24 protein-coding genes are annotated in these 23437 nt (G+C 64.5%); 16 read left to right on the top strand and 8 right to left on the bottom strand.

All coding sequences use genetic code 11. The features are described from left to right. The first annotated feature begins 3 nt into the window (after positions 1 to 3). On the top strand, positions 4 to 1116 hold the full coding sequence (locus TSA1_RS12625; protein WP_174718876.1) for an acyl-CoA dehydrogenase family protein: 1113 nt from the start codon (positions 4 to 6) through the stop codon (positions 1114 to 1116). 52 nt (positions 1117 to 1168) lie between these two features. Continuing rightward, positions 1169 to 2047, top strand: coding sequence for a sulfurtransferase (locus TSA1_RS12630; protein WP_100176655.1), 879 nt, complete (start codon positions 1169 to 1171; stop codon positions 2045 to 2047). Between the two features lie 9 nt (positions 2048 to 2056). Here TSA1_RS12630 and TSA1_RS12635 read toward each other — a convergent pair whose 3' ends face one another. Continuing rightward, positions 2057 to 3982 carry a sigma 54-interacting transcriptional regulator gene (locus TSA1_RS12635; RefSeq protein WP_100176656.1) on the bottom strand — a complete coding sequence of 642 codons (1926 nt, stop codon included), beginning with the start codon at positions 3980 to 3982 and terminating at the stop codon, positions 2057 to 2059. 160 nt (positions 3983 to 4142) lie between these two features. Here TSA1_RS12635 and TSA1_RS12640 point away from each other — a divergent pair, with 160 nt between their 5' ends. The 4 genes from TSA1_RS12640 to cynS all read left to right on the top strand — a co-directional run bounded on the left by TSA1_RS12640 (position 4143) and on the right by cynS (position 7949). Next, positions 4143 to 5522, top strand: a complete 1380-nt coding sequence (locus TSA1_RS12640; RefSeq protein ID WP_100176657.1) for a CmpA/NrtA family ABC transporter substrate-binding protein — start codon at positions 4143 to 4145, stop codon at positions 5520 to 5522. A 157-nt stretch (positions 5523 to 5679) separates the two neighbouring features. Then, on the top strand, positions 5680 to 6522 hold the full coding sequence (ntrB, locus tag TSA1_RS12645; protein ID WP_100176658.1) for a nitrate ABC transporter permease: 843 nt from the start codon (positions 5680 to 5682) through the stop codon (positions 6520 to 6522). Positions 6523 to 6527: 5 nt separating this feature from the next. After that, positions 6528 to 7451 carry an ABC transporter ATP-binding protein gene (locus TSA1_RS12650; RefSeq protein ID WP_100176659.1) on the top strand — a complete coding sequence of 308 codons (924 nt, stop codon included), beginning with the start codon at positions 6528 to 6530 and terminating at the stop codon, positions 7449 to 7451. A 15-nt stretch (positions 7452 to 7466) separates the two neighbouring features. After that, on the top strand, positions 7467 to 7949 hold the full coding sequence (cynS, locus tag TSA1_RS12655; protein ID WP_100176660.1) for a cyanase: 483 nt from the start codon (positions 7467 to 7469) through the stop codon (positions 7947 to 7949). Here the strand turns inward: cynS and TSA1_RS12660 are convergent. Beyond that, positions 7936 to 8763: an isocitrate lyase/PEP mutase family protein gene (locus TSA1_RS12660; protein WP_100176661.1), complete on the bottom strand. Its 828-nt coding sequence runs from the start codon at positions 8761 to 8763 to the stop codon at positions 7936 to 7938. The genes cynS and TSA1_RS12660 overlap by 14 nt on opposite strands. An 11-nt stretch (positions 8764 to 8774) precedes the next feature. Here TSA1_RS12660 and TSA1_RS12665 point away from each other — a divergent pair, with 11 nt between their 5' ends. Continuing rightward, positions 8775 to 9842 (top strand): LysR family transcriptional regulator, encoded by a 1068-nt coding sequence (locus TSA1_RS12665; protein WP_245448226.1) that lies wholly within the window; start codon positions 8775 to 8777, stop codon positions 9840 to 9842. A gap of 5 nt (positions 9843 to 9847) precedes the next feature. On the opposite strand, the gene TSA1_RS12670 is transcribed toward TSA1_RS12665, so the two are convergent. Beyond that, positions 9848 to 10171 carry a DUF1476 domain-containing protein gene (locus TSA1_RS12670; protein ID WP_100176663.1) on the bottom strand — a complete coding sequence of 108 codons (324 nt, stop codon included), beginning with the start codon at positions 10169 to 10171 and terminating at the stop codon, positions 9848 to 9850. Positions 10172 to 10504: 333 nt separating this feature from the next. Here TSA1_RS12670 and purC point away from each other — a divergent pair, with 333 nt between their 5' ends. Then, positions 10505 to 11272, top strand: coding sequence for a phosphoribosylaminoimidazolesuccinocarboxamide synthase (gene purC, locus TSA1_RS12675; protein ID WP_173015815.1), 768 nt, complete (start codon positions 10505 to 10507; stop codon positions 11270 to 11272). Positions 11273 to 11285: 13 nt separating this feature from the next. Further along, on the top strand, positions 11286 to 11528 hold the full coding sequence (gene purS / locus TSA1_RS12680) for a phosphoribosylformylglycinamidine synthase subunit PurS (RefSeq protein ID WP_100176665.1): 243 nt from the start codon (positions 11286 to 11288) through the stop codon (positions 11526 to 11528). A 207-nt stretch (positions 11529 to 11735) separates the two neighbouring features. Here the strand turns inward: purS and TSA1_RS12685 are convergent, their stop codons facing one another. Further along, a complete protein-coding gene (locus TSA1_RS12685; protein WP_100176666.1) occupies positions 11736 to 12752 on the bottom strand; it encodes a magnesium and cobalt transport protein CorA in 1017 nt (338 codons plus the stop codon). 165 nt (positions 12753 to 12917) lie between these two features. Between TSA1_RS12685 and purQ the strand changes: the two genes are divergently transcribed. From purQ to TSA1_RS12700, 3 genes are all read left to right on the top strand, one after another. Then, a complete protein-coding gene (gene purQ, locus TSA1_RS12690; protein WP_100176667.1) occupies positions 12918 to 13619 on the top strand; it encodes a phosphoribosylformylglycinamidine synthase subunit PurQ in 702 nt (233 codons plus the stop codon). Continuing rightward, on the top strand, positions 13616 to 14602 hold the full coding sequence (locus TSA1_RS12695) for a tripartite tricarboxylate transporter substrate binding protein BugD (protein WP_100176668.1): 987 nt from the start codon (positions 13616 to 13618) through the stop codon (positions 14600 to 14602). The genes purQ and TSA1_RS12695 overlap by 4 nt, the downstream gene beginning before the upstream one ends. Before the next feature lie 191 nt (positions 14603 to 14793). Next, positions 14794 to 15531, top strand: coding sequence for a tetratricopeptide repeat protein (locus TSA1_RS12700; RefSeq protein WP_100176669.1), 738 nt, complete (start codon positions 14794 to 14796; stop codon positions 15529 to 15531). A 103-nt stretch (positions 15532 to 15634) separates the two neighbouring features. Here TSA1_RS12700 and TSA1_RS12705 read toward each other — a convergent pair whose 3' ends face one another. Continuing rightward, the gene (locus tag TSA1_RS12705) at positions 15635 to 16597 is read right to left on the bottom strand and encodes a DMT family transporter (RefSeq protein WP_100176670.1); all 963 of its coding nucleotides are present in this window, start codon (positions 16595 to 16597) and stop codon (positions 15635 to 15637) included. A 76-nt stretch (positions 16598 to 16673) separates the two neighbouring features. Beyond that, positions 16674 to 17153: a PaaI family thioesterase gene (locus TSA1_RS12710; protein WP_174718877.1), complete on the bottom strand. Its 480-nt coding sequence runs from the start codon at positions 17151 to 17153 to the stop codon at positions 16674 to 16676. Positions 17154 to 17338: 185 nt separating this feature from the next. Here TSA1_RS12710 and purL point away from each other — a divergent pair, with 185 nt between their 5' ends. Then, positions 17339 to 19549: a phosphoribosylformylglycinamidine synthase subunit PurL gene (purL, locus tag TSA1_RS12715; RefSeq protein ID WP_100176671.1), complete on the top strand. Its 2211-nt coding sequence runs from the start codon at positions 17339 to 17341 to the stop codon at positions 19547 to 19549. A 117-nt stretch (positions 19550 to 19666) separates the two neighbouring features. On the opposite strand, the gene TSA1_RS12720 is transcribed toward purL, so the two are convergent. Then, complete coding sequence (locus tag TSA1_RS12720) at positions 19667 to 20854, bottom strand: acyltransferase family protein (protein WP_100176672.1); 1188 nt, start codon at positions 20852 to 20854, stop codon at positions 19667 to 19669. Positions 20855 to 21141: 287 nt separating this feature from the next. Between TSA1_RS12720 and TSA1_RS12725 the strand changes: the two genes are divergently transcribed. Further along, positions 21142 to 21315 carry a DUF1328 domain-containing protein gene (locus TSA1_RS12725; protein WP_027548646.1) on the top strand — a complete coding sequence of 58 codons (174 nt, stop codon included), beginning with the start codon at positions 21142 to 21144 and terminating at the stop codon, positions 21313 to 21315. Positions 21316 to 21419: 104 nt separating this feature from the next. Here TSA1_RS12725 and TSA1_RS12730 read toward each other — a convergent pair whose 3' ends face one another. Beyond that, complete coding sequence (locus TSA1_RS12730) at positions 21420 to 21779, bottom strand: DUF427 domain-containing protein (RefSeq protein ID WP_100176673.1); 360 nt, start codon at positions 21777 to 21779, stop codon at positions 21420 to 21422. 180 nt (positions 21780 to 21959) lie between these two features. Between TSA1_RS12730 and TSA1_RS12735 the strand changes: the two genes are divergently transcribed. Together TSA1_RS12735 and TSA1_RS12740 are read left to right on the top strand one after the other, a co-directional pair. Further along, on the top strand, positions 21960 to 22196 hold the full coding sequence (locus tag TSA1_RS12735; protein ID WP_027525381.1) for a BolA family protein: 237 nt from the start codon (positions 21960 to 21962) through the stop codon (positions 22194 to 22196). Between the two features lie 41 nt (positions 22197 to 22237). Continuing rightward, positions 22238 to 23431, top strand: coding sequence for a low temperature requirement protein A (locus TSA1_RS12740; protein ID WP_174719301.1), 1194 nt, complete (start codon positions 22238 to 22240; stop codon positions 23429 to 23431). The last annotated feature ends 6 nt before the right edge of the window (positions 23432 to 23437 follow it).

A 23437-nucleotide genomic window follows, 5' to 3' on the forward strand; every position in this document is an offset into this window, starting at 1 on the left:
ATCATGGGTTCACTGGCTTTATCGCGGGTCGAAGTTTCGGATCAGCCCGCACCGTCCATTGCAGGCGAGGTGGCGCGGATCGCGCGCGAAGATCTCGCGCCGCTTGCCGCCGGGATCGACGACGGCTCGGTCTATCCGGCAGAGGTGCTGCGCAAGTTCGGCGCGGTCGGGGCGTGGGGGAGTCACGTCCCTCACGAAGGCCCCGCCGATCTGCGCTGCGCGATCCAGGCGATGGCTGCTATCGGCGAGGTCTGCGGGGCGACTGCCTTCATGGCCTGGTGCCAGAACACGCTGGTCTGGTACGCCGCCAACTCGACCAATCTGAAGCTCGCAAAGCGCTTCGGCGATGGCTTCTCGACCGGCCGCGTGCTCGGCGGCACCGGGCTTTCCAACCCGATGAAGAGCTTCTTCGGCATCGAGAAACTGAAGCTGAAGGGGCGCAAGGTCGAGGGCGGCTATCTCGTGCGGGGTGCGCTGCCCTGGGTCTCCAATCTCGGCCCCGGTCATTATTTCGGCACGATCTTCGAGCGCGAGGACGAGCCGGGGCAAGTGATGTTCCTGGCCGATTGCTCCGCCCCCGCGATCACGCTGACGCCGTGCAAGCCGTTCATGGCGATGGACGGCACCGGCACCTATGGTGTGCAGTTTCGCGACGCCTTCGTGCCGGATGAGCTGATCCTCGCCGATTCCGCCGGCCCCTTCGTCAAGAAGATTCGCGCCGGGTTCATCCTGCTGCAGGCCGGCATGGCGCTCGGCCTCATCCGCGATTGCATCAACATCATGGGCGAGGTCGATGGTTCGCTCGGTCACATCAACCGCTACCTGCCGCAGCAGCCGGTGCATTTCCGCGATCTCGCCGCCGAGCTCGAAGCCGAGACCATGGCGCTGGCGCGCGATCCCTACAACGAAGAGGAGACTTACTGGCGCAAGGTGATCGCGCTCAGGCTTCGCGCCGGCGAAGCCAGCGTCGCGGCGGCGCATGCGGCGATGCTGCATTGTGGCGCGCGCGGCTACCTCAAAAGCCACCGCGCGCAGCGACGCCTGCGCGAGGCCTATTTCGTCGCGATCGTCACGCCGGCCACCAAGCAGCTGCGCAAGATGCTCGCCGATTGCTGAGCTTCACGAGTCCACCCCAGAAGACCACTTAACCTCAACGGAGAGGCTGCCAATGACGGACGTTCTGATTTCTGCCAGCGAACTTGCCGATCTCTTGAAGACAGAACCCTGTGTCGTGATCGACACCCGCAATCCCGACGCCTACGCCGCCGGGCACCTGCCCAATGCCGTGAACGTGCACGAGATCTTCACGTTCCTTGCGACCTCGACACCGGAGGGTATCAGCGAGCTCAAGACCAAATTCGCCGACGCCTTTGGTGCTGCCGGTCTCTCCGGCAAGGAGACGGCCGTGATCTACGAGCAGTCGATGAATTCCGGCTTCGGCCAATCCTGCCGCGGCTACTACCTGCTCACCATGCTCGGCTATCCCAAGGTCAAGGTGCTGCATGGCGGCTTCGATGCGTGGGCCGCCGCGGGTCTGCCGGTGACCAAGGATGTCCCGACACCGGCGAAGGCCTCGTTCGCGATCGTGCCCGAAGCGGGCGAGATCCTGATCGACGCGAAGACGATGCTCGCCGCGGTCGGTAAGCCCGGTATCGCCATTCTCGACGTGCGCGATGTCGACGAATGGATCGGCGACAGCTCGTCGCCCTACGGCAAGGATTTCTGCCCGCGTAAGGGGCGCATTCCCGGTGCGGTATGGCTGGAGTGGTACCGCATGATGAAGCCGACAGCGGAAGGCCCGCGCTTCAAGTCCAAGGATGAAATCCTGGCGGAATGCGCCACCGTCGGCATCACCCCGAGTACGCCGGTCTATCTCTACTGCTTCAAGGGGGCGCGCGCCTCGAACACCTTCCTCGCGCTGAAGAACGCCGGCGTGAAGGACGTGCGGATGTATTTCGGCTCCTGGAACGAGTGGTCGCGCGATCCGTCGCTGCCGATCGAGCAGGGGCTGCCGATTGCATCGGAGGTGACGACCAAGGCAGCGTGACTGCTGCAATCACATGGCCCGCGGACGAGGCGCGATTCCCAGCGCCTTGATCCGCGAGGCCAGCGTGGTCGGCTTGATGTCGAGCATCTCGGCCGCGCCGCCGGGGCCGAACACCTTTCCGGCACAGGCCTCGAGCGCGGCCTGGATATTGGCGCGCTCGTGGTCGCGCATCTCGGATGAGGTCATCACCGCAGGGCGCGCGTCGGTCTTCGCGCGCGTGGCGCCGCTCGGTGCTTGCACGCCGGATGTGTCCGGCAGGTCGATGCGCAGGCGGCCGTTCTGCGACAGGATCGCCGCGCGCTCGATCACGTTCTGCAATTCGCGGACATTACCGGGCCAGTCGTAGCGTGTCAGCCGCCGCGCATCGCCCTCCGACAGCCGCAAGCTCGATTTCAGCGCCTTGCCCTCCCGCGTCAGGAAATGCTGGGCGAGCAGGGGAATGTCCTCGCGCCGTTCGCGCAACGGGACGGTCTCGATCGGGAACACGTTGAGGCGGAAATAGAGGTCTTCGCGAAAGCGCCCACGCTGCACCTCCTGCTTGAGGTCGCGATTGGTCGCGGCGATGACGCGGACGTCGACCGCCCGGGTGCGCTCCTGGCCGACGCGTTCGAAATGGCCCTCCTGCAGCACGCGCAGCAGCTTGCCCTGCAGTTCGAGCGGGATCTCGCCGACCTCGTCCAGGAACAGCGTGCCGCCGTCGGCGAGCTCGAAGCGGCCGATGCGGTCGCGCGTTGCGCCGGTGAAGGCGCCGCGGACATGGCCGAAGAACTCGCTCTCGAACAGTTCGCGCGGGATCGCGGCGCAGTTGACGCGGATCAGCGGCCGGTCGCTGCGGGTGGAATCCTCGTGGATGGCGCGCGCGATCAGCTCCTTGCCGGTGCCGGACTCGCCGGTGATCATCACCGCCGCGGTGGTCGGTGCCACCAGCTTGACCTGGCGCAGCGTCTTCTGGATCGCCTCGCTTTGACCGATGATGCCGCGCGGGTTGGTCTCGATGCGGATTTCCTCCTGGAGATAGGCGTTCTCCAGCTCCAGACGCTCGCGCAGGCGATCGACCTCGCTGAGCGCGGCGTGCAGCTTCTCGTCGGCCTCGCGGCGCTGGCTGACGTCACGAAATACCACGACGGCGCCGACCACGACGCCGCGGTCGCGGATCGGGGTCGAAGTGTATTCGACCCAGGCCGGCGAGCCGTCCTTGCGCCAGAACACCTCGCCGTCGACCTGATGCACCGCGCCGTCGCGGAACGCCGCGTAGATCGGGCAATCATGGTTGTGATAGTGCCGGCCATCGTGATGCGTGTGGTGCATGATGGGGTGGATTTCCTTGCCGACCAGCTCTTCTGCGGTCCAGCCCAACATGCGTTCGGCCGCGGGGTTCACGAACGTCGTCTTGCCCTCCGCATTCACGCCATAGATGCCTTCGCCGGCGGCGCGCAGGATCAGCTGGTTCTCGCGTTCGATGTCCTGGAATACGCGTTCGACCCGCTGCCAGGTCGCAATGCCGCTGCGCATGTGGTCTTCGGCGGCGGCATCGACATTGCGGCGGCGACGCGCTTCGAGGTCGGTGAGGGTGATCTGCACGAGCGTGCGTTCGTCCTGGGGCAGGACGCAGCCCGCGTATTCCAGGCTGAGGTGTTGTCCTGTGGCATGGCGGGGCTTCAGCGCCGTGGTCCACCAGGCACCCTTGTGCAGCACGGCCTGGGTGAAGACGGTAAGGGCCGGGAGCTCGCCGGCGTGCAGGGCGCTCGCCCTGGTTTGCCGCAGCAGCGCCCGGTCGTAGCCGAGCAGGGCGCAGGCGGCCGGATTGGCATCGACGATCTGGTCGCCATAGGGATCGACCAGAAGGATTGCCTCGACCGAGGATTCGAACGCGGTGATGCGCGGGTCGATGGCGGGGGCCACATCGTCGTGGACGGGCATTGGCGTCGTTGCCATTGCGAAATCTCGTAATTGAGCTACGAAATCTCGTTTATCACGAGTTTTCGTAGCAGCCAAGCGCGGGTGAAAGTGCTGCGTCATCAAGGCACTGGCCGGCCGTAGGGGCATGGCATGCTCCTTGCGTAATTCCTTCTCGCAATGACGCGCAGGAGGTCCGATGTCTACGTTCGACAATCCGTTTGATCCCGACCGCAACCTTCGAGCCGGCTGCGTCTGCGGTCAGCATCAATCCGCAGCGGAGCATGAGCAGGCCACGGCGCTGCGCTGCGATCCCGTCGAGAGCGAGGAGAAGCGTTACGAGGGCGTCGTCGCCTCGGCGGTGATGCGCGCGATGTTTCCGCAGGACGTGGCGCGGCGCGCCTTCCTGAAATCGGTCGGAGCCTCCACTGCGCTGGCCGCACTGTCGCAGTTCTTCCCGCTCAAGACGGCGACCGAAGTGTTCGCGCAAGGAGGCGCGCCCGAGAAGAAGGACCTCAAGGTCGGCTTCATCCCGATCACCTGCGCAACGCCCATCATCATGGCCGCGCCGATGGGCTTCTATGCCAAGCACGGCCTCAATGTCGAAGTGGTCAAGACCGCCGGCTGGGCCGTGATCCGCGACAAGACCATCAACAAGGAATACGACGCCGCGCACATGCTGGCGCCGATGCCGATCGCGATCTCGCTTGGCCTCGGTGCCAACGCCATTCCCTTCGCTGTCCCTGCGATCGAGAACATCAACGGGCAAGGCATCGTGCTGGCGGCCAAGCACAAGGACAAGCGCGATCCCAAGGACTGGAAGGGAATGAAGTTCGCCATCCCCTTCGACTATTCCATGCACAATTACCTGCTGCGCTATTATCTGGCCGAGCACGGTCTCGACCCCGATACCGACGTGCAGCTGCGCTCGGTGCCGCCGCCGGAAATGGTCGCCAATTTGCGCGCCGACAACATCGACGGTTTCCTCGCTCCCGACAACATCTGCCAGCGCGCGATCTATGACGGCGTCGGCTTCATGCATCTGTTGTCCAAGGAGATCTGGGACGGCCATCCCTGCTGCAGTTTTGCTGCCAGCAAGGAATTCATTACGACCGCGCCGAACAGCTTTGCGGCGCTGACCCGCGCCATCGTCGACGCCACCGCCTACGCCTCGAAGGCGGAGAACCGCAAGCAGATCGCGGAGGCGATCGCGCCGGCGAACTACATCAACGCGCCGGTCACGGTGCTGGAGCAGGTCCTGACCGGCACCTATGCCGACGGCCTCGGCGGGGTGAAGACCGACGCCAAGCGCGTCGATTTCGATCCGTTCCCCTGGCAGTCCTTTGCGGTGTGGATGCTGACGCAGATGAAGCGCTGGGGGCAGATCAAGGGCGACGTCGACTACAAGGCGGTCGCCGAGCAGGTGTATCTGGCGACCGACACCAAGAAGCTGATGACCGAGATGGGCCTGTCGCCGCCGGCGACCGCCTACAAATCATTTGCGGTGATGGGCAAGACCTTCGATCCGGCCAAGCCGGAGGATTACGTTGCGAGCTTCAAGATCAGGAAGGCGTCGTGATGGTGAGCCGCGCTCTCTTCGCCTCTCCCCGCGTGCGGGGAGAGGCCGACGCGCGTAGCGCGGCGGGTGAGGGGGGCTCTCCGCGAGTCCGTCTGTCACCTCCCTTGCGGAGGGCCCCCCTCACCCCAACCCTCTCCCCTCACGCGGGGAGAGGGAGATGACCACCACCTCCCTCCGTCTCCGTGCCGGCCTCGTCTCCATCGTGCTGCTCGCCGCGTTCCTCGGCATCTGGCATCTCGCCACGCGCTCGACGGCGTCGGTGGCGACGATGAGCCCGGAATATGCCAAGCTGATGGGCCTGACCGCCACGCAGGGCAAATCCGCCATGCCCGGTCCGCTCGATGTCGGCGCAAAGCTCTGGGAGCATTTGAAGCGACCGTTCTACGACAACGGGCCGAACGACAAGGGGCTCGGGATCCAGCTCGCTTATTCCATTGCGCGTGTGGGCACCGGCTATCTGCTGGCGGTGCTGGTCGCGATCCCGCTGGGCTTCCTGATCGGCATGTCGCCGCTGCTGAGCAAGGCGCTGGATCCCTTCATCCAGGTGCTGAAGCCGATCTCACCGCTGGCCTGGATGCCGCTCGCGCTCTACACCATCAAGGATTCCTCGATCTCGGCGATCTTCGTCATCTTCATCTGCTCGATCTGGCCGATGCTGCTCAACACCGTGTTCGGCGTCGCCAGCGTCCGCAAGGAATGGATCAACGTCGCGCGCACGCTGGAGGTCGGCACCGTCAGGCGCGCCTTCACGGTGATCCTGCCCGCGGCGGCGCCGACGATCCTGACCGGCATGCGCATCTCGATCGGCATCGCCTGGCTGGTGATCGTCGCGGCCGAGATGCTCGTCGGCGGCACCGGCATCGGCTATTTCGTCTGGAACGAGTGGAATAACCTCTCGATCACCAATGTCATCATCGCGATCCTCTTGATCGGGATCGTCGGCATGCTGCTTGACCAGATCCTCGCGCGCTTCACGCGCATGGTCACGTTTCCGGAGTAGGGGCGGTGTCCGACAAATTCATCTCCATCGAAGGCATCGCGAAGCGCTATCTTGGCGCTGGGGGAGCCACCACGACCGTCTTCGAGAATCTCTGGCTGTCGATGGCGCGCGGCGAGTTTGCTTGCGTGATCGGGCATTCCGGTTGCGGCAAGACCACCGTGCTCAACATCCTCGCCGGCCTCGATGCGCCGAACGAGGGCGCCGTCATCGTCGACGGGCAGGCGATTTCCGGCACCAGCCTCGACCGTGCCGTCATCTTCCAGAGCCACGCGCTGCTGCCCTGGCGCACCGTGCTCGGCAACGTCGCCTATGCCGTCAGCTCGAAATGGCGGAGCTGGGACCGGGCCAAGGTCAAGGCGCACGCGCAGAAATTCATCGAGCTCGTTGGTCTTGCCGGCTCCGAGCACAAGCGACCGTCGGAGCTATCGGGCGGCATGAAGCAGCGCGTCGGCATCGCGCGCGCTCTCTCGATTACACCGAAGATGATGCTGATGGACGAGCCGTTCTCGGCGCTGGACGCATTGACGCGCGGCACGCTGCAGGACGAGGTCCGGCGCATCTGCCTGGAGACCGGGCAGACCGCTTTCATGATCACCCATGACGTCGACGAGGCGATCTATCTCGCCGACAAGATCTTCCTGATGACCAACGGGCCCGGCGCGGTGCTGGCCGAGGTCGTCGAGAATCCGCTGCCCAGGGATCGCGGCCGCACCGACCTGCACCGCCATCCGCTGTACTACGCGCTGCGTAACCACATCATCGATTTTCTGGTGACGCGCAGCAAGACCTTCGCCGCCGAGACGCCGGATCACGATCCGCGCAACGTGCCGGTGGTGCGCATCGGCAAGCCTGGCCTCTCGATCGCAGCAAGCGGTGAAGAGCAACGACAGACCTGGACACCCGGGACCAATCCCGGATTGACCGCCTAACGAGGAGACCCTGACATGAAACGCGAAGACCTCACCGAGAAGCTGCTCGACATCAAGCGCGAGAAGGGCTGGAGCTGGAAGCACATCTGCGACAAGATCGGCGGCTATTCGGAGGTGCTGATCGTCGGCGCCATCCTCGGCCAGATGAAATTGACCAAGCCGCAGGCTGCCAATGCCGGCGAGTTGTTCGGCCTGTCGAAGGCGGAAGTCGCGATGCTGAACGAGACGCCGATGCGCGGCATGCCGATGCCCCCGACCGACCCCCTGATCTACCGCTTCTATGAACTGGTCATGGTGAATGGTCCGGCCTGGAAGGCCTTGATCGAGGAGGAGTACGGCGACGGCATCATGTCGGCGATCGACTTCGACATGGTGATGGAACGCCTGCCCAACCCCAAGGGCGACCGCGTCAAGATCACCATGAGCGGCAAGTTCCTGCCGTACAAATATTACGGCGCCAGCGGCAACGTGCCGGAATACGGCTTCAAGGAGGAGTGACCGCGGCGAAGGCGCTGCGCAGCGCGCCGACGTCTGCCATCTCGCGAATGTAGGTGAAGGATCCCTTGTCCTTCATCTCGCGCGCGCAGCTCAGGAACGCGGCGAGCGCGTAACGCGACATCGCGCCACCGACGCTGATGCGCTTGACGCCGGCCGCGGACAATTGTCCGACTGTCAGCGTCGGGTCGGCAAAGCCCATCACGTGGTTGAATGGCTTACTTAGCGAGGAGACGACAGTCCGGATCGTGGCGAGATCGTATAGCCCCGGCGAATACAGCACGTCGGCTCCCGCGGCCTCGAAGGCCTGCAGGCGGCGAACCGTGTCGTCGATGTCCTTGCGGCCGTGCAGGAAGTTCTCGGCCCGTGCAGTCAGCGTGAACGGAATTGGCAGCGCGCGCGCCACTTCCACGGCGGCCTGGACGCGCTCGACGGCGTGGGAAAAGTCGTAGATGGGGCGATCGCGGTCGCCGCTGAAATCCTCGATCGAGCCGCCGACGGCGCCGGCCTCGGCGGCACGCCGAATTGCTTCGGCAGCACGCTTCGGCTCGTCTGCGCCGCAATTCTCGAGATCGACGCTGACCGGCAGTTCGGTGGCATCGACGATCGCGCGCGCGTTGGCGAGGATGACATCGAGGCTGACGCCGCTACTGCCGACCGTGTTGGCGACCCCGAGGCTCGTGGTTGCCAGGGCTTCGTAGCCCATCGCCGCGAGCAGCTTGGCCGTGCCTGCATCCCATGGATTGGGAATGATGAAGGCGCCGCGCCGCTCGTGCAGCGCGCGAAACGCCGTCGCCTTGTCCAACTGGCTCGTCATGGCTCGTCTCCGTGTTGTCGGTCCAGGCAGCCTTAGGCGCGTTTTCTCCATCCGCCAAATTTGTTATCTTTGCAGCTATCATCAGCTTTTTGCATGAGGTTGGGATGGACAGTGACGCCCTCAACACCTTTCTGACCATTCATCGCAGGGGCGGGATTTCGAATGCCGCGAAGTTCCTGCACCGTTCGCAGCCGGCGATTTCGCGCCGTATCGCGTTGCTGGAGCAGGAGCTCGGCGTGCCCTTGTTCGAACGCGTGGCAGGCCGCACCCGGCTCAGCGATGCCGGGCGCGTGCTGATCCCCTATGCCGAGCGCGCGGTCGCCGCGGCGCAGGATGCCGAACAGGCGATACGTGCATTGACGAAGCAGAATGCGGGGCCGGTTTCGCTGGCCGTGACCGGCACGCTCGCCGATGGTCGCCTCTCGACCATCATGAAGCGGTTCGCCAGGGAAAATCCGGCGGTCACGTTGACCTTGCGGACGGCGACCAGCACGGAGGTCAGCGATCTCATCCGGCGCGGAGAGGCCACGATCGGCCTGCGCTACAATGCCGATCGTTCCGGCGATCTCGCCTGCGAGCTGGTGCTGACCGAGGCGCTGCAGGTCGCTTGTGCGCCCGACCATCCGCTGGCCGGCAAGCGCGTGAAGCGCCTCGCGGAGCTTCGCGGTGAACGCTGGATCGCATTCCCGGAAACGCGCGGGCGTCGCGAGATCGCTGCGGCTCACGTATTCGCGCTGTTTCTCACGCAGGGGCTTGGCGAAGTGGAGTGGACGGCCGTGGACAGCCTCACCGCGCAGAAGCGGCTCGTGGAGGCGGGCTTCGGTCTCGCGCTGCTGGCGCGAAGCCACATGGCGGAAGAGCTGCGTGCGGCCTCGCTCGCGACGATCGCCGTGGGCGACCTTGCAGCGGAGCAGGACATCGTCCTCGTCACGCGTCGCGGCGGCTTTCTGAGCACTGCGGCTGAAAGCCTGCTCGAGACCATCCGGCGCAACTATGCCGGGCTGGACGCCTCGATTACACGGGACATCGGAAAACGATCGCCGGCGCGCAAGGGTATTGCGCGCCGGCGCCTCGTCTAAGTCACTTATTTCCCGGCCTTCACCTCGGCGGCCGCGACTGCGAGCAGCTCGCTCATCTTGGCGCGAATCGTCTGCTCGGTGACGGCGACGTTCTTGGCGGCGAAATCGGCCGTCAACTTGCGCACGACGTCGGCATCGCCGGCCTCCTCGAAATCAGCCGCGACGACCTCCTTGGCATAGGCGGTGGCGGCGTCGCCGGAGATGCCGAGCTTCTCGGCCGCCCACAGCCCAAGCAGCCGGTTGCGGCGGGCCTCCGCCTTGAATTTCTGCTCCTCGTCGAGGGCAAACTTCTTCTCAAAGCCTTCCTCGCGCTTGTTGATCTCGCTCATACCTTGTTCCAAATCCCCTGCTGAATGGAGCGGGAGCCTTCCGTTGCGGCGACCCGGCTGCATGCCTACATAGATAGCACGAATCGGCAAAACAACGGGCCGTTAAGCCGCAGGCAAGATGGTATAAGTTGGCGCCGGACGGCCGGATCGATTGTGCTCGGACAGCCAATCGGATAGGTTGCCTAAAGGCTTGGTTCCCGTTCTGTTTCCTCAGGTTTCCTTAGGGCATGGATGGGGTTCCCAGCCGTTCACGGCAGCTCCGCTGTGGGTCGTAATCCTAGTCAACCGGAGCACACCAAATTCATGGATTTCAACAGAACACGGTACATCCCCATGAGCCGTCGGCGTCGCATTTATGAAGGCAAGGCAAAGGTTCTCTATGAAGGCCCGGAGCCCGGTACCCTGATCCAGCACTTCAAGGACGACGCCACCGCGTTCAACGCGAAAAAGCATCAGGTGATCGAGGGCAAGGGTGTCCTCAACAACCGGATCTCGGAGTACCTGTTTCAGCACCTCAACGACATCGGGGTGCCGACCCATTTCATCCGCCGTCTCAACATGCGCGAGCAGTTGATTCGCGAGGTCGAGATCGTGCCGCTGGAAGTGGTGGTGCGGAATGTCGCCGCCGGCTCGCTGTCGCAGCGCCTCGGCATCGAGGAGGGCACCCAGCTGCCCCGTTCGATCATCGAATTCTACTACAAGAACGACCAGCTCAACGACCCCATGGTGTCGGAAGAGCACATCACGGCCTTCGGCTGGGCGACGCCGCAGGAGATCGACGACATCATGGCGCTCGCCATCCGTGTCAACGACTTCCTCACCGGCCTCTTCCTCGGCATCGGCATCCGCCTCGTCGACTTCAAGATGGAGTGCGGGCGTCTGTTCGAGAACGAGATGATGCGCATCATCGTCGCCGACGAGATCTCGCCGGACAGCTGCCGTCTGTGGGACATCAAGTCGAACGAGAAGCTCGACAAGGACCGCTTCCGCAGGGACCTCGGCGGCCTGCTCGAGGCCTACACTGAAGTTGCAAAGCGCCTCGGCATCCTCATGGAGAACGAGCGTCCGCAGGGCTCCGGCCCGGTGCTGGTGAAGAGCTAAAGGGGATTTTGACGTGAAGGCACGTGTCACCGTTACCTTGAAGACGGGCATTCTCGATCCGCAAGGCAAGGCCATTGAAGGCGCGCTGAAGTCGCTCGGCGTCGACGGCGTCGCCAGCGTCCGGCAGGGCAAGGTGTTCGACATCGAGCTCGCCGCTGCCGACAAGGCCAAGGCCGAGGCCGCGCTGAAGGAAGCCGCCGACAAGCTGCTGGCGAACACCGTGATCGAGAACTATCGGGTGGAGCTGCTCGGCTAAAGCGCGATGAGGTTTGGATGAATCATCATCGCGCTTTAGGTTGTTGTTTGCGCATGATCTTTTCGGAAAACCGTTTCGCACTTTTCCGGATCATGCTTTAGGCCAGCTCTTGTAGCCCGGATGGAGCGAAGCGAAATCCGGGTTTGCATCTGCGGTGACACTGTCCCGGATTGCGCTGCGCTCCATCCGGGCTACGGAGCAATTCCGTCACAGCCAGCCCGCCCTGCGAAACCGCCAGTACAGCGCGCCGCAGGCCGTCAGCATCACGCCGAGCAGCAGATAATAGCCGTACTCCCACTCCAGCTCCGGCATGTGCTTGAAGTTCATGCCGTAGATGCCGGCGAGGGCGGTCGGGATCGCGATGATCGCAAGCCAGGAGGCGAGCTTCTTCGACACCGCCGTCTCCTGGGCCTGGCCGACCAGAAGGCTGGCTTCGAAGGCGAAGGCCAGCACCTCGCGCATGGAATCGATGCGCTCCTGGATGTTGCGGACGTGGTCGGTGACGTCGCGGAACAGCGGCTGCATGGCCTGCCGCACCATCGACAGCTCGTCATGCTCCAGCCGCCGGCAGACCTCCACCAACGGTCCGATCGCGTTGCGCAGCCGCAACAGGTCGCGGCGCAGCATGTAGAGCCGCTCGATCTGCGCCTTGCTGATCGGCTTGGAGAGGACGTCGTCCTCGATGCCCTCGACCTCGTCGTGGATGCTCTCGAGCACGGGCGAGTAATTGTCGACGATGAAATCGAGGATGGCGTAGAGGATGTAGTCCTCGCCGCGGGCGAGCGCCCGCGGGCAGCTCTCGCAACGTTCGCGCACAGGCTTGTAGGACGTCGAAGCGCCGTGGCGCACGGAGACGAGATAACCTTCGCCGACGAAGATGTGCGTCTCGCCGAAGGCGATGCGGCCCTCGATCAATTGCGCGGTGCGCGCGACGATGAACAGGGCCTCGCCATATTGCTCGATCTTGGGCCGCTGATGGGCGTGGTTGGCGTCCTCGATGGCGAGCTCGTGCAGGTCGAACTGCTTCTGCACCGCTTCGAGCAGCGCCATGTCGGGCTCATGCAGTCCGATCCAGACCACGTGGCCGGGCTTGGCCCGCCAGCTCGAGGCTTCGCTGATGGCGATATTAGCGACGCGCCTTCCATCGACATAGGCGCCGGCGGCGACGATGCCCTCGGTGGATACCGGCTGGGAGGGTGATGCGGGTAGCGACGGGACGTTCATGGCTTCAATCCCGGGCAAATGGCCAGGCAGAAGTGCCCTGGCTATGGCCTGTGTACAAGGCCGCCCGGCAAGGCTAGCACTGGTAAAATCCCCGTCAAATGGCTATGTCTCTTGACGAAATGGCCCTTTGGCCAGCCCGATTCCCGTCACCATCGGAACCCGAACATGAAAGCCGCCATCCTCGTCTTTCCCGGAATCAACCGTGAGCGCGACATGGCGCGCGCCTTGAGGCTGATCTCGGGCCACGAGCCGGCGATGGTCTGGCATGCCGAGACCTCGCTGCCATCAGGCACCGACCTCGTGGTGGTGCCCGGCGGCTTCTCCTATGGCGACTATCTGCGCTGCGGTGCGATCGCGGCCCGCGCGCCGGTGATGGACGCGGTGCGCGACTATGCGGCCAAGGGTGGCCTCGTGCTCGGCGTCTGCAACGGGTTTCAGATCCTCTGCGAGTCCGGCCTCCTGCCGGGCGTCCTGATGCGCAACGCGCGGCTGAAGTTCATTTGCCATGACGTGCATCTGCGCGTCGAGCGTTCCGACACGCCCTTCACCCGCGGCTACAATGCCGGGCAGGTGATCCGGGTGCCGGTCGCCCATGGCGAGGGCAATTACGAGGCGGACGAGGAGACCATCAAGCGGCTCGAAGGCGAGGGGCGGGTGCTCTATCGCTACTGCTCCGCCGACGGCGTTGTGGATGAGGCGCACAACATCAACGGCGCGGCACATTCGATCGCCGGCATCGTCAACGACAAGGGCAACGTGCTCGGAATGATGCCGCATCCGGAGAACCACGTCGAAGACATCATGGGCTGCACCGACGGCCGCGGCCTGTTTGCAGGTCTCGCCCAGCATCTGGAAAAGGCCGCGTGATTTCCTTCGTGCTGAAGCGTTCGCTCGCCGCGATCGCGGCGCTGTCGCTGGCGTCATTGTCGCTCGCAACCGGCGCCTTCGCACAGGACTTCCCCAAGCGTCCGATCACCATGATCGTGCCGTTCGCGGCCGGCGGCACCTCGGACGTGATCGCGCGCGCGGTGGCCGAGCAGATGGGCATCGCGCTCGGCCAGACCATCGTGATCGAGAACGTTGCGGGGGCCGGCGGCTCGACCGCGCTGGCGCGCGCCTCCCGCGCCGAGCCCGACGGCTACACCATCGCGATCGGCAATGCCGGCACCAATGCCGCGACCTACACGATCTATCCCAAGTTGCCGTTCACGCCTGAGTCCTTCGTGCCGATCGCCATGGTGGCGAAGACGTTCGGCATCGTCGCGCTGCGCAAGGATTTTCCGGCGAAGGATTTGAAAGAGTTCATCGCCTACGCCAAGGCCAATCCCGGCAAGATCAATCTCGGCCATGCCGGCGTCGGCTCCTCGAACTACCTGATCTGCAAGAGTTTCGTTACCGCCGCCGGGATCGACGCGACGCTGGTCGGCTATCGCGGCGCCGCGCCTGCGCTGACTGACGCGGTCGGCAGCCAGATCGATGGCGTCTGCGATGCCGCAGCCTCGGTCTCGCAATCGATCAACGAGAAGCTGGTGAAGGGCCTCGTGGTCGGCTCGACCGTGCGGCTCGCCACGCTGCCCGACCTGCCGACGTCGGCGGAAGCGGGCCTGCCTGAATTCGAGGCGCAGGGCTGGAATGGTCTGTTCGCGCCGAAAGGCACACCGCCGGCGATCATCGCCAAGCTGAACGCGGCCGCGCGCGCCGCCGTGGAGACCGACGCGGTCAAGAAGCGCTTTGCGGATTTGTCGACCGTCGCGCCCGATGCCGACGAGCATGCGCCGGAAGTGCTGCAGAAGCTGGTGACGCGCGACGTCGAGAAATACCGGAAAATGTTGGCGGACGACGCCAAGTGATTGCGGGGCCGCACCGCGGCTCCCTCCCTTCGTGAACCTCCATCGCGATCGAAGCGACTGATTGGTCGTCGCCGTCAAGGCGCGCGCGCTCCGGGTGCCGAATTTGTGCGGAGAAGGGCAACTCAAAGTTGTTTCGCCGCGATAGTTGTTGTATCCGGAATGCTTGCGCATCATCGTGCTCCGGATGTCACATGCCCGTTGCTCTCGTCGTTCTGTTGCTGGATATCACGCTGATCTATCACGCTTCGCGAACCGGGCGGTTGCGGCCGTGGGCCTTCATCATCCTGCTGGTGCCGATGATGGGCGCGATTGCCTATATTGCGGTGGAGCTCATCCCCGAATGGTTTTCAAGCCCCGGCGCGCGGCAGGCGCGCCAGCGCGTCGCCAACCGGCTCGATCCCGAGAAGCGCTATCGTGAGCTGTCCGATCGCCTGGCCGGTACCGATACCATCGCCAACCGCGCGGCGCTGGCCGAGGAGTGCCTGAATATCGGCCGGTTCAGCGAAGCGGAAGCGCATTATGACCACATTCTGAAGCTGCCGATGGGGCACGATCCCGCCTATGCGCTTCGCAAGGCCCAGGCGGAGTTTTCCGCAAAGCGCCCCGCTGACGCGCTCGCGACGCTGGATGATCTCCAGAAGCAATGGCCGGATTTCGACTCCGCCGACGCGCATCTGCTCTATGCCCGTGCGCTCGCCGAGGTCGGACGTCTCGACGAGGCGCTCGAGGAATATCACGCGCTCGCCGGCTACTTTCCCGGCGCCGAAGCGCGGGTGCGTTACGGCATGCTGCTGCAAACGGTCGGCCGCAGCGCCGAGGCACGCATGGTCTTCAACGAGCTTCTGATCCAGATGCGGCGAGCGCCGAAATATCTGCGCAAGGCGCAGGCGGAGTGGCTGTCGATTGCGGAGAAGCAGCTGTCGACTTGAGCGCCGGCGGTGGGTTGAATCACCCCAGTGGCTACGGGTTCGCTAACCTCTCCCGCTTGCGGGAGTCTAGAGCTTCGGTTCTGATTCAATCAGAACCGAAGCTCTAGCGCAGCTTGAGCCGCTCCGCCGGCACCGTCATCGCCGCAACGCCCGCCATCACCAGCAGCAGGCCGAGTGCGAGGTTCGACGGTACGCTCTCACCGAGCAGGACCACCGACAGCCCCACGCCGATCGGAATGCGCAAGTACCCTTGCGCATTCGTGGTCAGCGTGCCGAGCCGGCTGAGGCAGACATAGAACAGCATCAAGCCGAATGCGCTCGAGACGATGCCCATGACGATGGTGGCGACGATCGCTTCGAGCGTCGGCTGCAGCGTCCAGGGCTGGTCGATGATCAGCGCCGGCGGCAGCAGCACGAGGCCGCCGAACAGCACTGAGCCCGCCGCCACCACCATCGGATCATAGTCGGACAGGCGCAGGCCGAAGATGCTCGCGCAGGCAAACGAGATGGTGGCGAGCAGGATCGCGATCTCCGCCACGATCTCGCTCCCGAGGCCGCGTATCGCGTCGAGGCCGACGATGACGACGGTCCCGGCAAGGCCGAGGATCGCGCCAGCCAGCTTCAACAGCATCGCCGGCTCGTGCCGCGTGATCAGCGAGGTGATCAGGAAGGCGAAGATCGGCGTCGTCGAGGCCAGCACCACCGTGTTCGACGCCGGTACATATTGCTGCGACCAGGTGATGACCAGAAACGGAAAGGTGGAGTTGATGAGCTGCTGGCTCGCGAACAGCTTCCAGGCTTTCGCGTCGGTCGGGACCTTGATGCCGCGCATCCACAGGATCGCGAACAGGAAGGCGGCGGCGATCAGCGAGCGTACCGAGATGAAGGTGATCGGCGGGATGGTGGGAAGCGCCAGCTTCGTCAGCGGATAGGTCGAGCTCCAGCAGAACGCGAGCGCGAGCAGCAGCGCATAGTCGCGCCAGTTGCGCGCACCGTTGGCGATGGATGGCAACGGCGTTGCTGCGGACGCCGTCGCGCGACCCGCCTCCGATGTGCTCTGCGGCACCTTGTTCCTGCTCCCCGGCGCGATCGCGCTTGCCGGGAAGTCTGGGCGAGGGCGCGCGAAAAGGGAAGGCGCCGAGCTATGCGTTTGGCTGAGGGAGCGCCTTCCGCTTCATCCGCTTGATCGTGCCGGAAAAGGTGAGCAGCACGCGCTCGCCGGACGTCATCTTGCCGCGCAGGAAGATCAGCGAACCGCCGGCGCGGGTGACCTCGCCGGTGCATTCGATCAGCTCGCCCTCGCGTGCCGCGTCGAGGAATTCGCAGGCGAAATTGGTCGTGACCGCCCGGCTGTCCAGGACATGGGTGGCGATCGCAAACAACGAGTAGTCGGCAAAGGCCATATAGCAGCCGCCATGGACGTTCCCGGAGCCGTTGAGGTGCTTCTTCTCGACCCGGAAGGCGCTGCGGACGTTGCCGTCGGCCTCGATCCGGTGCCAGAAGGGGCCGACATGGGCTTCAAAACTGTCGCGAATCCAGGTCCGCCAGCCCACAAATTCGCCCTCGGTGGCAACGTGGAGGTCAGGGCGGCGGGGCGGGGGCGCTTTGGTCAATTCGTGCAAGGAAATGGGCCTTCAATTGCGGGTCTTTAGCCCTTAAATCCGATCCGTCCGCGCCGTGCAATTCCTGTTCCCGCTGCCCCCGCCTGCAAAACGTGGGACAGCGGGAAAATGGGCCATAAAGGGCTTTTCGCGAGCCCCGGATGTTCCTAAGAACGGCCAAACCGCCGCCGAAAGCCCCTGAAGCCATGAAGAACGAACCCAAGATCACCCCCGAACTGGTTGCCGCCCACGGGCTCAAGCCCGACGAATACGAGCGCATCCTGAAGCTGATCGGGCGGGAGCCGACCTTCACCGAGCTCGGCATCTTCTCGGCGATGTGGAACGAGCACTGCTCGTACAAATCCTCGCGCATCCATCTCAAGGGCCTGCCGACCAAGGCGCCCTGGGTGATCCAGGGCCCCGGCGAGAATGCCGGCGTGATCGACATCGGCGACGGCCAGGCCGTGGTCTTCAAGATGGAGAGCCACAACCACCCGAGCTACATCGAGCCCTACCAGGGCGCGACCACCGGCGTCGGCGGCATTTTGCGCGACGTCTTCACCATGGGCGCGCGTCCCATCGCCTGCCTGAACGCGCTGAGCTTTGGCGCGCCCGAGCATGCCAAGACCCGGCATCTGGTCTCCGGCGTCGTTGCCGGCGTCGGCGGCTACGGCAATTCCTTCGGCGTGCCGACCGTCGGCGGTCAGGTTCGCTTCCACACCCGCTATGACGGCAACATCCTGGTCAACGCCATGGCGGTCGGCCTCGCCGATGCCGACAAGATCTTCTACGCGGCCGCCTCCGGCGTGAACATGCCGATCGTCTATCTCGGCTCCAAGACGGGCCGCGACGGCATCCACGGCGCCTCGATGGCCTCGGCCGAGTTCGACGACAAGTCCGAGGAGAAGCGCCCGACCGTGCAGGTCGGCGATCCCTTCGCCGAAAAACTGCTGCTGGAGGCGTGCCTCGAGATCATGGAGAAGGGCTGCGTCATAGCGATCCAGGACATGGGCGCGGCAGGGCTCACCTGTTCGGCAGTCGAGATGGGCGCCAAGGGCGACCTCGGCGTCGACCTCGATCTCGACGCGGTGCCGACCCGCGAGACCGGCATGAGCGCCTACGAGATGATGCTCTCTGAGAGCCAGGAGCGCATGCTCATGGTGCTCAAGCCCGAGAAGGAGAAGGAAGCCGAGGCGATCTTCAAGAAGTGGGGCCTCGACTTCGCCGTGGTCGGCTACACCACCCCGAGCAAGCGTTTCGTGGTCAAGCATGGCGGCGACGTCATGGCCGATCTGCCGATCAAGGAACTCGGCGACGAGGCGCCGCTCTACGACCGCCCGCACGTTCCCTCCGCCGCTCTGCCGGTCGTGCACGCCCGCGACGTGCCGGCGCCGATGGCGCTCGGTGCCGCGCTGGAGAAGCTGATCGGCACGCCCGACATGTGCAGCAAGCGCTGGGTCTGGGAGCAGTACGACCACGTCATCTTGGGCAATACCATGCAGCGTCCGGGCGGCGATGCCGCCGTGGTGCGCGTCGAGGACGGGCCGAAGGGCCTCGCGCTGACCGTCGACGTCACGCCGCGCTATTGCGAGGCGGACCCGTTCGAAGGCGGCAAGCAGGCGGTGGCGGAAGCCTGGCGCAACATCACGGCCGTCGGCGGCAAGCCGCTCGCGATCACCGACAATCTCAATTTCGGCAACCCTGAGCGGCCCGAGATCATGGGCCAGTTCGTCGGCTGCCTGAAGGGCATCTCGGAAGCCTGCCGCACGCTCGACTTCCCGGTCGTCTCCGGCAACGTCTCGCTCTACAACGAGACCAACGGCCGCGCGATCCTCCCGACGCCCTCGATCGGCGGCGTCGGCCTGCTCGACGATTTCACCAAGTCGGCGTCGCTCGCCTTCAAGGCCGAGGGCGAGGCGATCCTGCTGATCGGCGAGACCCATGGCTGGCTCGGCCAGTCGGTCTATTTGCGCGACATCTGCGGCCGTGAGGAAGGCGCGCCGCCGCCGGTCGATCTCGCTGCCGAGAAGCGCAACGGCGATTGCGTGCGCGGCATGATCCATGCGGGCACCGCGACCGCCGTGCACGACCTCTCCGACGGCGGCCTCCTGATCGCGCTTGCCGAGATGGCGATGGCGAGCGGCATCGGGGCCAAGCTGCTGGCGGCGCCGACCTCACTGGTCTCGCAGGCCTATTGGTTCGGCGAGGACCAGGCGCGTTATCTCGTCACCGTGCCCGAAACTGAAGCCGGCCGCGTGCTGGCCAAGATGCGCGGCTGCGAGGTACCCTGCGTGCGCATCGGCACCACCGGCGGTGATGCCATTGCGATCGCGGGTGAAGCGCCCGTCACGATCGATGCCCTGCGCAAGTCGCACGAGGGCTGGCTGCCGGAATATATGGGCGGCAAGGCGGCGTAAGACCCCGCCGCGAACTCAGTGCCGTAGCCCGGATGGAGCGCAGCGTAATCCGGGAACGCTAATGCGTGTGGCAAGACCCCGGATTGCGCTACGCTCCATCCGGGCTACGGACTACGTCTACAACACGTGCGACGCGCCCGGAATCTTCCGCAATGCCGCCGTCAGGCCCCAGCTCAAAATCACCGTGAGCACGAAGCCGATAGCGGCCTTCACGATCGCCGGCAGGCCGTAGTCGAACAGCACGTACTGGATCCACAGCGCGATCGGGTAGTGCACCAGGAAGATGCCATAGGCATCCGCCTGCATGCGGTCGAGCAGGGTCGGGCCCGGCGCCTTCGAATGCAGGAAGAAGGCGAGGATCGCGAGCAGGATCGAGGCCGAGAACAGCACGAAGAACGTGCCGTAGAACAAATGGTACCAGTATGGCAGGTGATCGGGATTACCCAGGATCTCGCGCTTGATGTAGATCATGCACCACATCAGGCTGTACGGGACCAGCGTGACGATCACCCATGACCAGCGGCTCTTGGGCAATTGGCCGTCAGCGCCGAGAATACCGCGATCGAAATTCGCCGCACCGACGCTGGCGCCGATGAAGAAATAGCTGAAATAGAGCAGGATGCGGCTCGCCTGCACCGAGAACGGTCCGAACTCGAACCATTTGTTGGTCCCGAAATAGAGCAGCGCCGGCAGATAGACGACGACGCTGACGGCGACGAGCATCAACCAGAACAAGACGGGCTGCTCGAATCCGCGCAGCGAAACGCGGTTGCCGGGATCGACCAGATGCGCCGAGACGCGGTAGAGCAGGCTCGCGGTCAGGTCGAAGGCCAGCAGCACCCACACGAACCAGATCGGGCCGCTCGGCCACGGGCCCGCCGTCACCGTATTCCACCAGAACGCAGCGAAGGTCAGCTCGGGCTCGGCCCGCAGCGCGATGGCGTAATAGGCGAGCGGAATCAAGGTGAGGGCCGCGACCGCGAACGGCAGCCCAAGCCGCAACAGGCGGTCGCGCAGGAACACCGAGGGCGCCTTGCGCGCGATGCCGGGCCAGGTGAACAGGCCGGACAGGAAGAAGAACATCGCCATGAAGAAGCTGTCGGTGGCGAGCACGATCATGTCGAAACCGGCAAAGGAGGCCGGGTCGGTGTGACCGAAATGGGTATAGGGGATCACCGCATGATGCAGCAGCACCACCAGCGTCAGGAAGGTGCGGGCGCGATCGAGCGAGAGGTTGCGCGATTTGCTCGTTGGCGCGGCATGCGCTTCCGCGCCGATCGTCGCTGAATGTGACATCGTGGTCATGGCCGCCCCGCGCTCTCGCTACCGGGCGCGACTGTGCCGCCGGGAACCGGATTCAGCAAGTCTAGAGCATTTTCGGTTCTGATTGAATCAGAACCGAAGCTCTAGATGCTTGTTTTGACGCGTTTTCTTCACGCGAACCGGTGTCCACTTCGCTCGAAAACGCTCTAGTCTCTTTTGAGCTGGTGTTCAGGCCAGGCAGGACTAGGAACCAGTTCCACGCAGCGAAGTTAGCGCTTGCGAAAAGGGCGTGGAGGGCCGCAGGCGAGCGGCACCGATTGGAGCTGGCGATGACGATCCTGAAATGGGCGCTGATCTTCCTGCTGATCTCGATCGTGGCCGGCGTGCTCGGCTTCACCGGCATCTCGGCCGCCTCCGCCGATATCGCCCGCTTCCTGTTCTACGTCTTCGTGGTGATTTTCCTGGTGCTGCTGATCCTGGGGCTCACGATTTTCAGGGCGTAGCGGGGCTGCGTTGTCATTCCGGGATGGTGCGCAAGCACCAGACCCGGAATCTCGAGATTCCGGGTTCGATGCTTCGCATCGCCCCGGAATGACAACATCCAGAGCTACCCCACTTCCTCGATCTTCACCTTGTCCGGATAGAAGGCGAGATGGCCGGAAATTTCGGTCATCGCGGGGAAGGGCGTCTCGTAGGTCCAGATCGCGTTGTCCAGCGTCCTGCCATCGGCCTTGACGCTGTAATAGTTGGCGTCGCCCTTGTAGGGGCAATGGGTGGTGCGCTCGGTGCGCTCCAAGAGGGCCATGTTGGTGTCCTCCCGCGGCACATATTGCACTGCCGGATATTTGGCCTCTTTCAAGGTCAGCGCCTTGCTGGTCTCGGCGATCACGATGTCGCCCGCTGTGACGCGGACGCGCCTCGGGTTCTGGGTGATGGTGATGGGGTGGTCCGGCCCTGGAAGCTTCATGATTTCACGCCTTTTCGATCGATCTGCCGCGCGCGGCACTTTGTCGTGCCTTTATCCTGATGGGATCAGAGATATAGTGCCTGAAGGCGTGACGTAGAAGGCCGTTCACGCTAAGTTTGCCTGCGCCGGCCCGGGGACCCCGGCAAACGATTCGACGATGAGATTAGGAGCTAGACCCGAATGCCCATGGACGCCCACGATATCGAGGCGATGATCAAGGCGGCGATCCCCGATGCCGAGGTGACCATCCGTGACCTCGCCGGTGACGGCGATCACTATGCCGCGACCGTGATCTCGGAATCCTTCCGCGGCAAGTCCCGCGTCCAGCAGCACCAGATCGTCTATCAGTCCCTGCGCGGCCAGATGGGCGGCGTCCTGCACGCGCTGGCGCTGCAGACCGGGGTGCCCGGATCCTGAAGGGATTGCACCTGACCTGACCTGCGCCAGGGGGGACCATGATGGCTGCGGACAATCCGCGCGGCGCGTTGTTTCGCGTCATCACGCCGGACCAGCACAGCCGCGTCACCAATGTAGAGCTGTTCTTCGACCTCGTCTTCGTCTTTGCGGTGACGCAGGTCTCGCACACGCTGCTGCACCATTTTACGCCGCTCGGTGCCGTGCATGTCACGATGCTGTTCCTCGCGCTATGGTGGGTGTGGGTCTACACCGCCTGGGTCACCAACTGGCTCAATCCCGAGCTGACGCCGGTTCGCATCCTGCTCTTCCTGATGATGCTGGGCGGCCTCGTGCTGTCGACGACGATTCCGACCGCATTCGAGGGGCGGGGCCTGTGGTTCGCGATCGCCTACGCGACCATGCAAGTCGGACGCACCGCGTTCTGGCTGTTGGCAACGCCGGCGCACCGGACGGCGGTGCGGCACAATGCGATCCGCATCCTGGTCTGGCTCTCCGTGTCCGCGGTGTTCTGGATCCTCGGCGGCCTCGCCCATGACGAGGCCCGGCTGTGGTTCTGGATCGTCGCCCTGACGATCGAATACATCTCGCCCGCGGTGCGCTTCTGGGTGCCCAAGCTCGGTTTCTCCTCGATCGAGGCCTGGGCGGTCGAGGGCGGCCACATGGCCGAGCGCTGCTCGCTCTTCGTCATCATCGCACTCGGCGAAGCCGTCGTCGTCAACGGAGCGACCTTTGCCGAGCTGGAATGGACCGCGAGCAATATCCTCGCCTTCGTCTCGGCGCTGGTCGGTAGCATCGCGATGTGGTGGGTCTATTTTCACAAGGGCGCGGAAGCCGGCGCCGAACGGATCTCGAAGTCCACTGAATCGGGTCGTCTGGCGCGGCTCGCCTACACCTATCTGCACCTGCCGATCGTCGCCGGCATCATCCTGACCGCGGTGTCGGACGAACTGGTGCTGAAGCACCCGAGCGGCCATTCCGACATCCGCACCATCGTCAGCACGATCGGCGGGCCGCTGGTGTTCCTGGTCGGCACCATCCTGTTCAAGCACTCGGTGCGCGGCTTCCTCCAGCTCTCGCACGGCATCGGTATCATCGCGCTCGCGGTGCTGTGCTGGTTCGCGCCGGACTTGTCGCCGCTCTGGCTGTCGGTGGCGACGAGCGCGATCATGGTCGTGGTTGCGGTGTGGGAATCGGTGTCGCTGGGATCGAAGGGCGAAGAGGCCGAGGCTCACTGAGCCCTG

Origin of the sequence: Bradyrhizobium nitroreducens (assembly GCF_002776695.1) — a bacterium.
In the GTDB taxonomy this organism is placed as follows: domain Bacteria; phylum Pseudomonadota; class Alphaproteobacteria; order Rhizobiales; family Xanthobacteraceae; genus Bradyrhizobium; species Bradyrhizobium nitroreducens.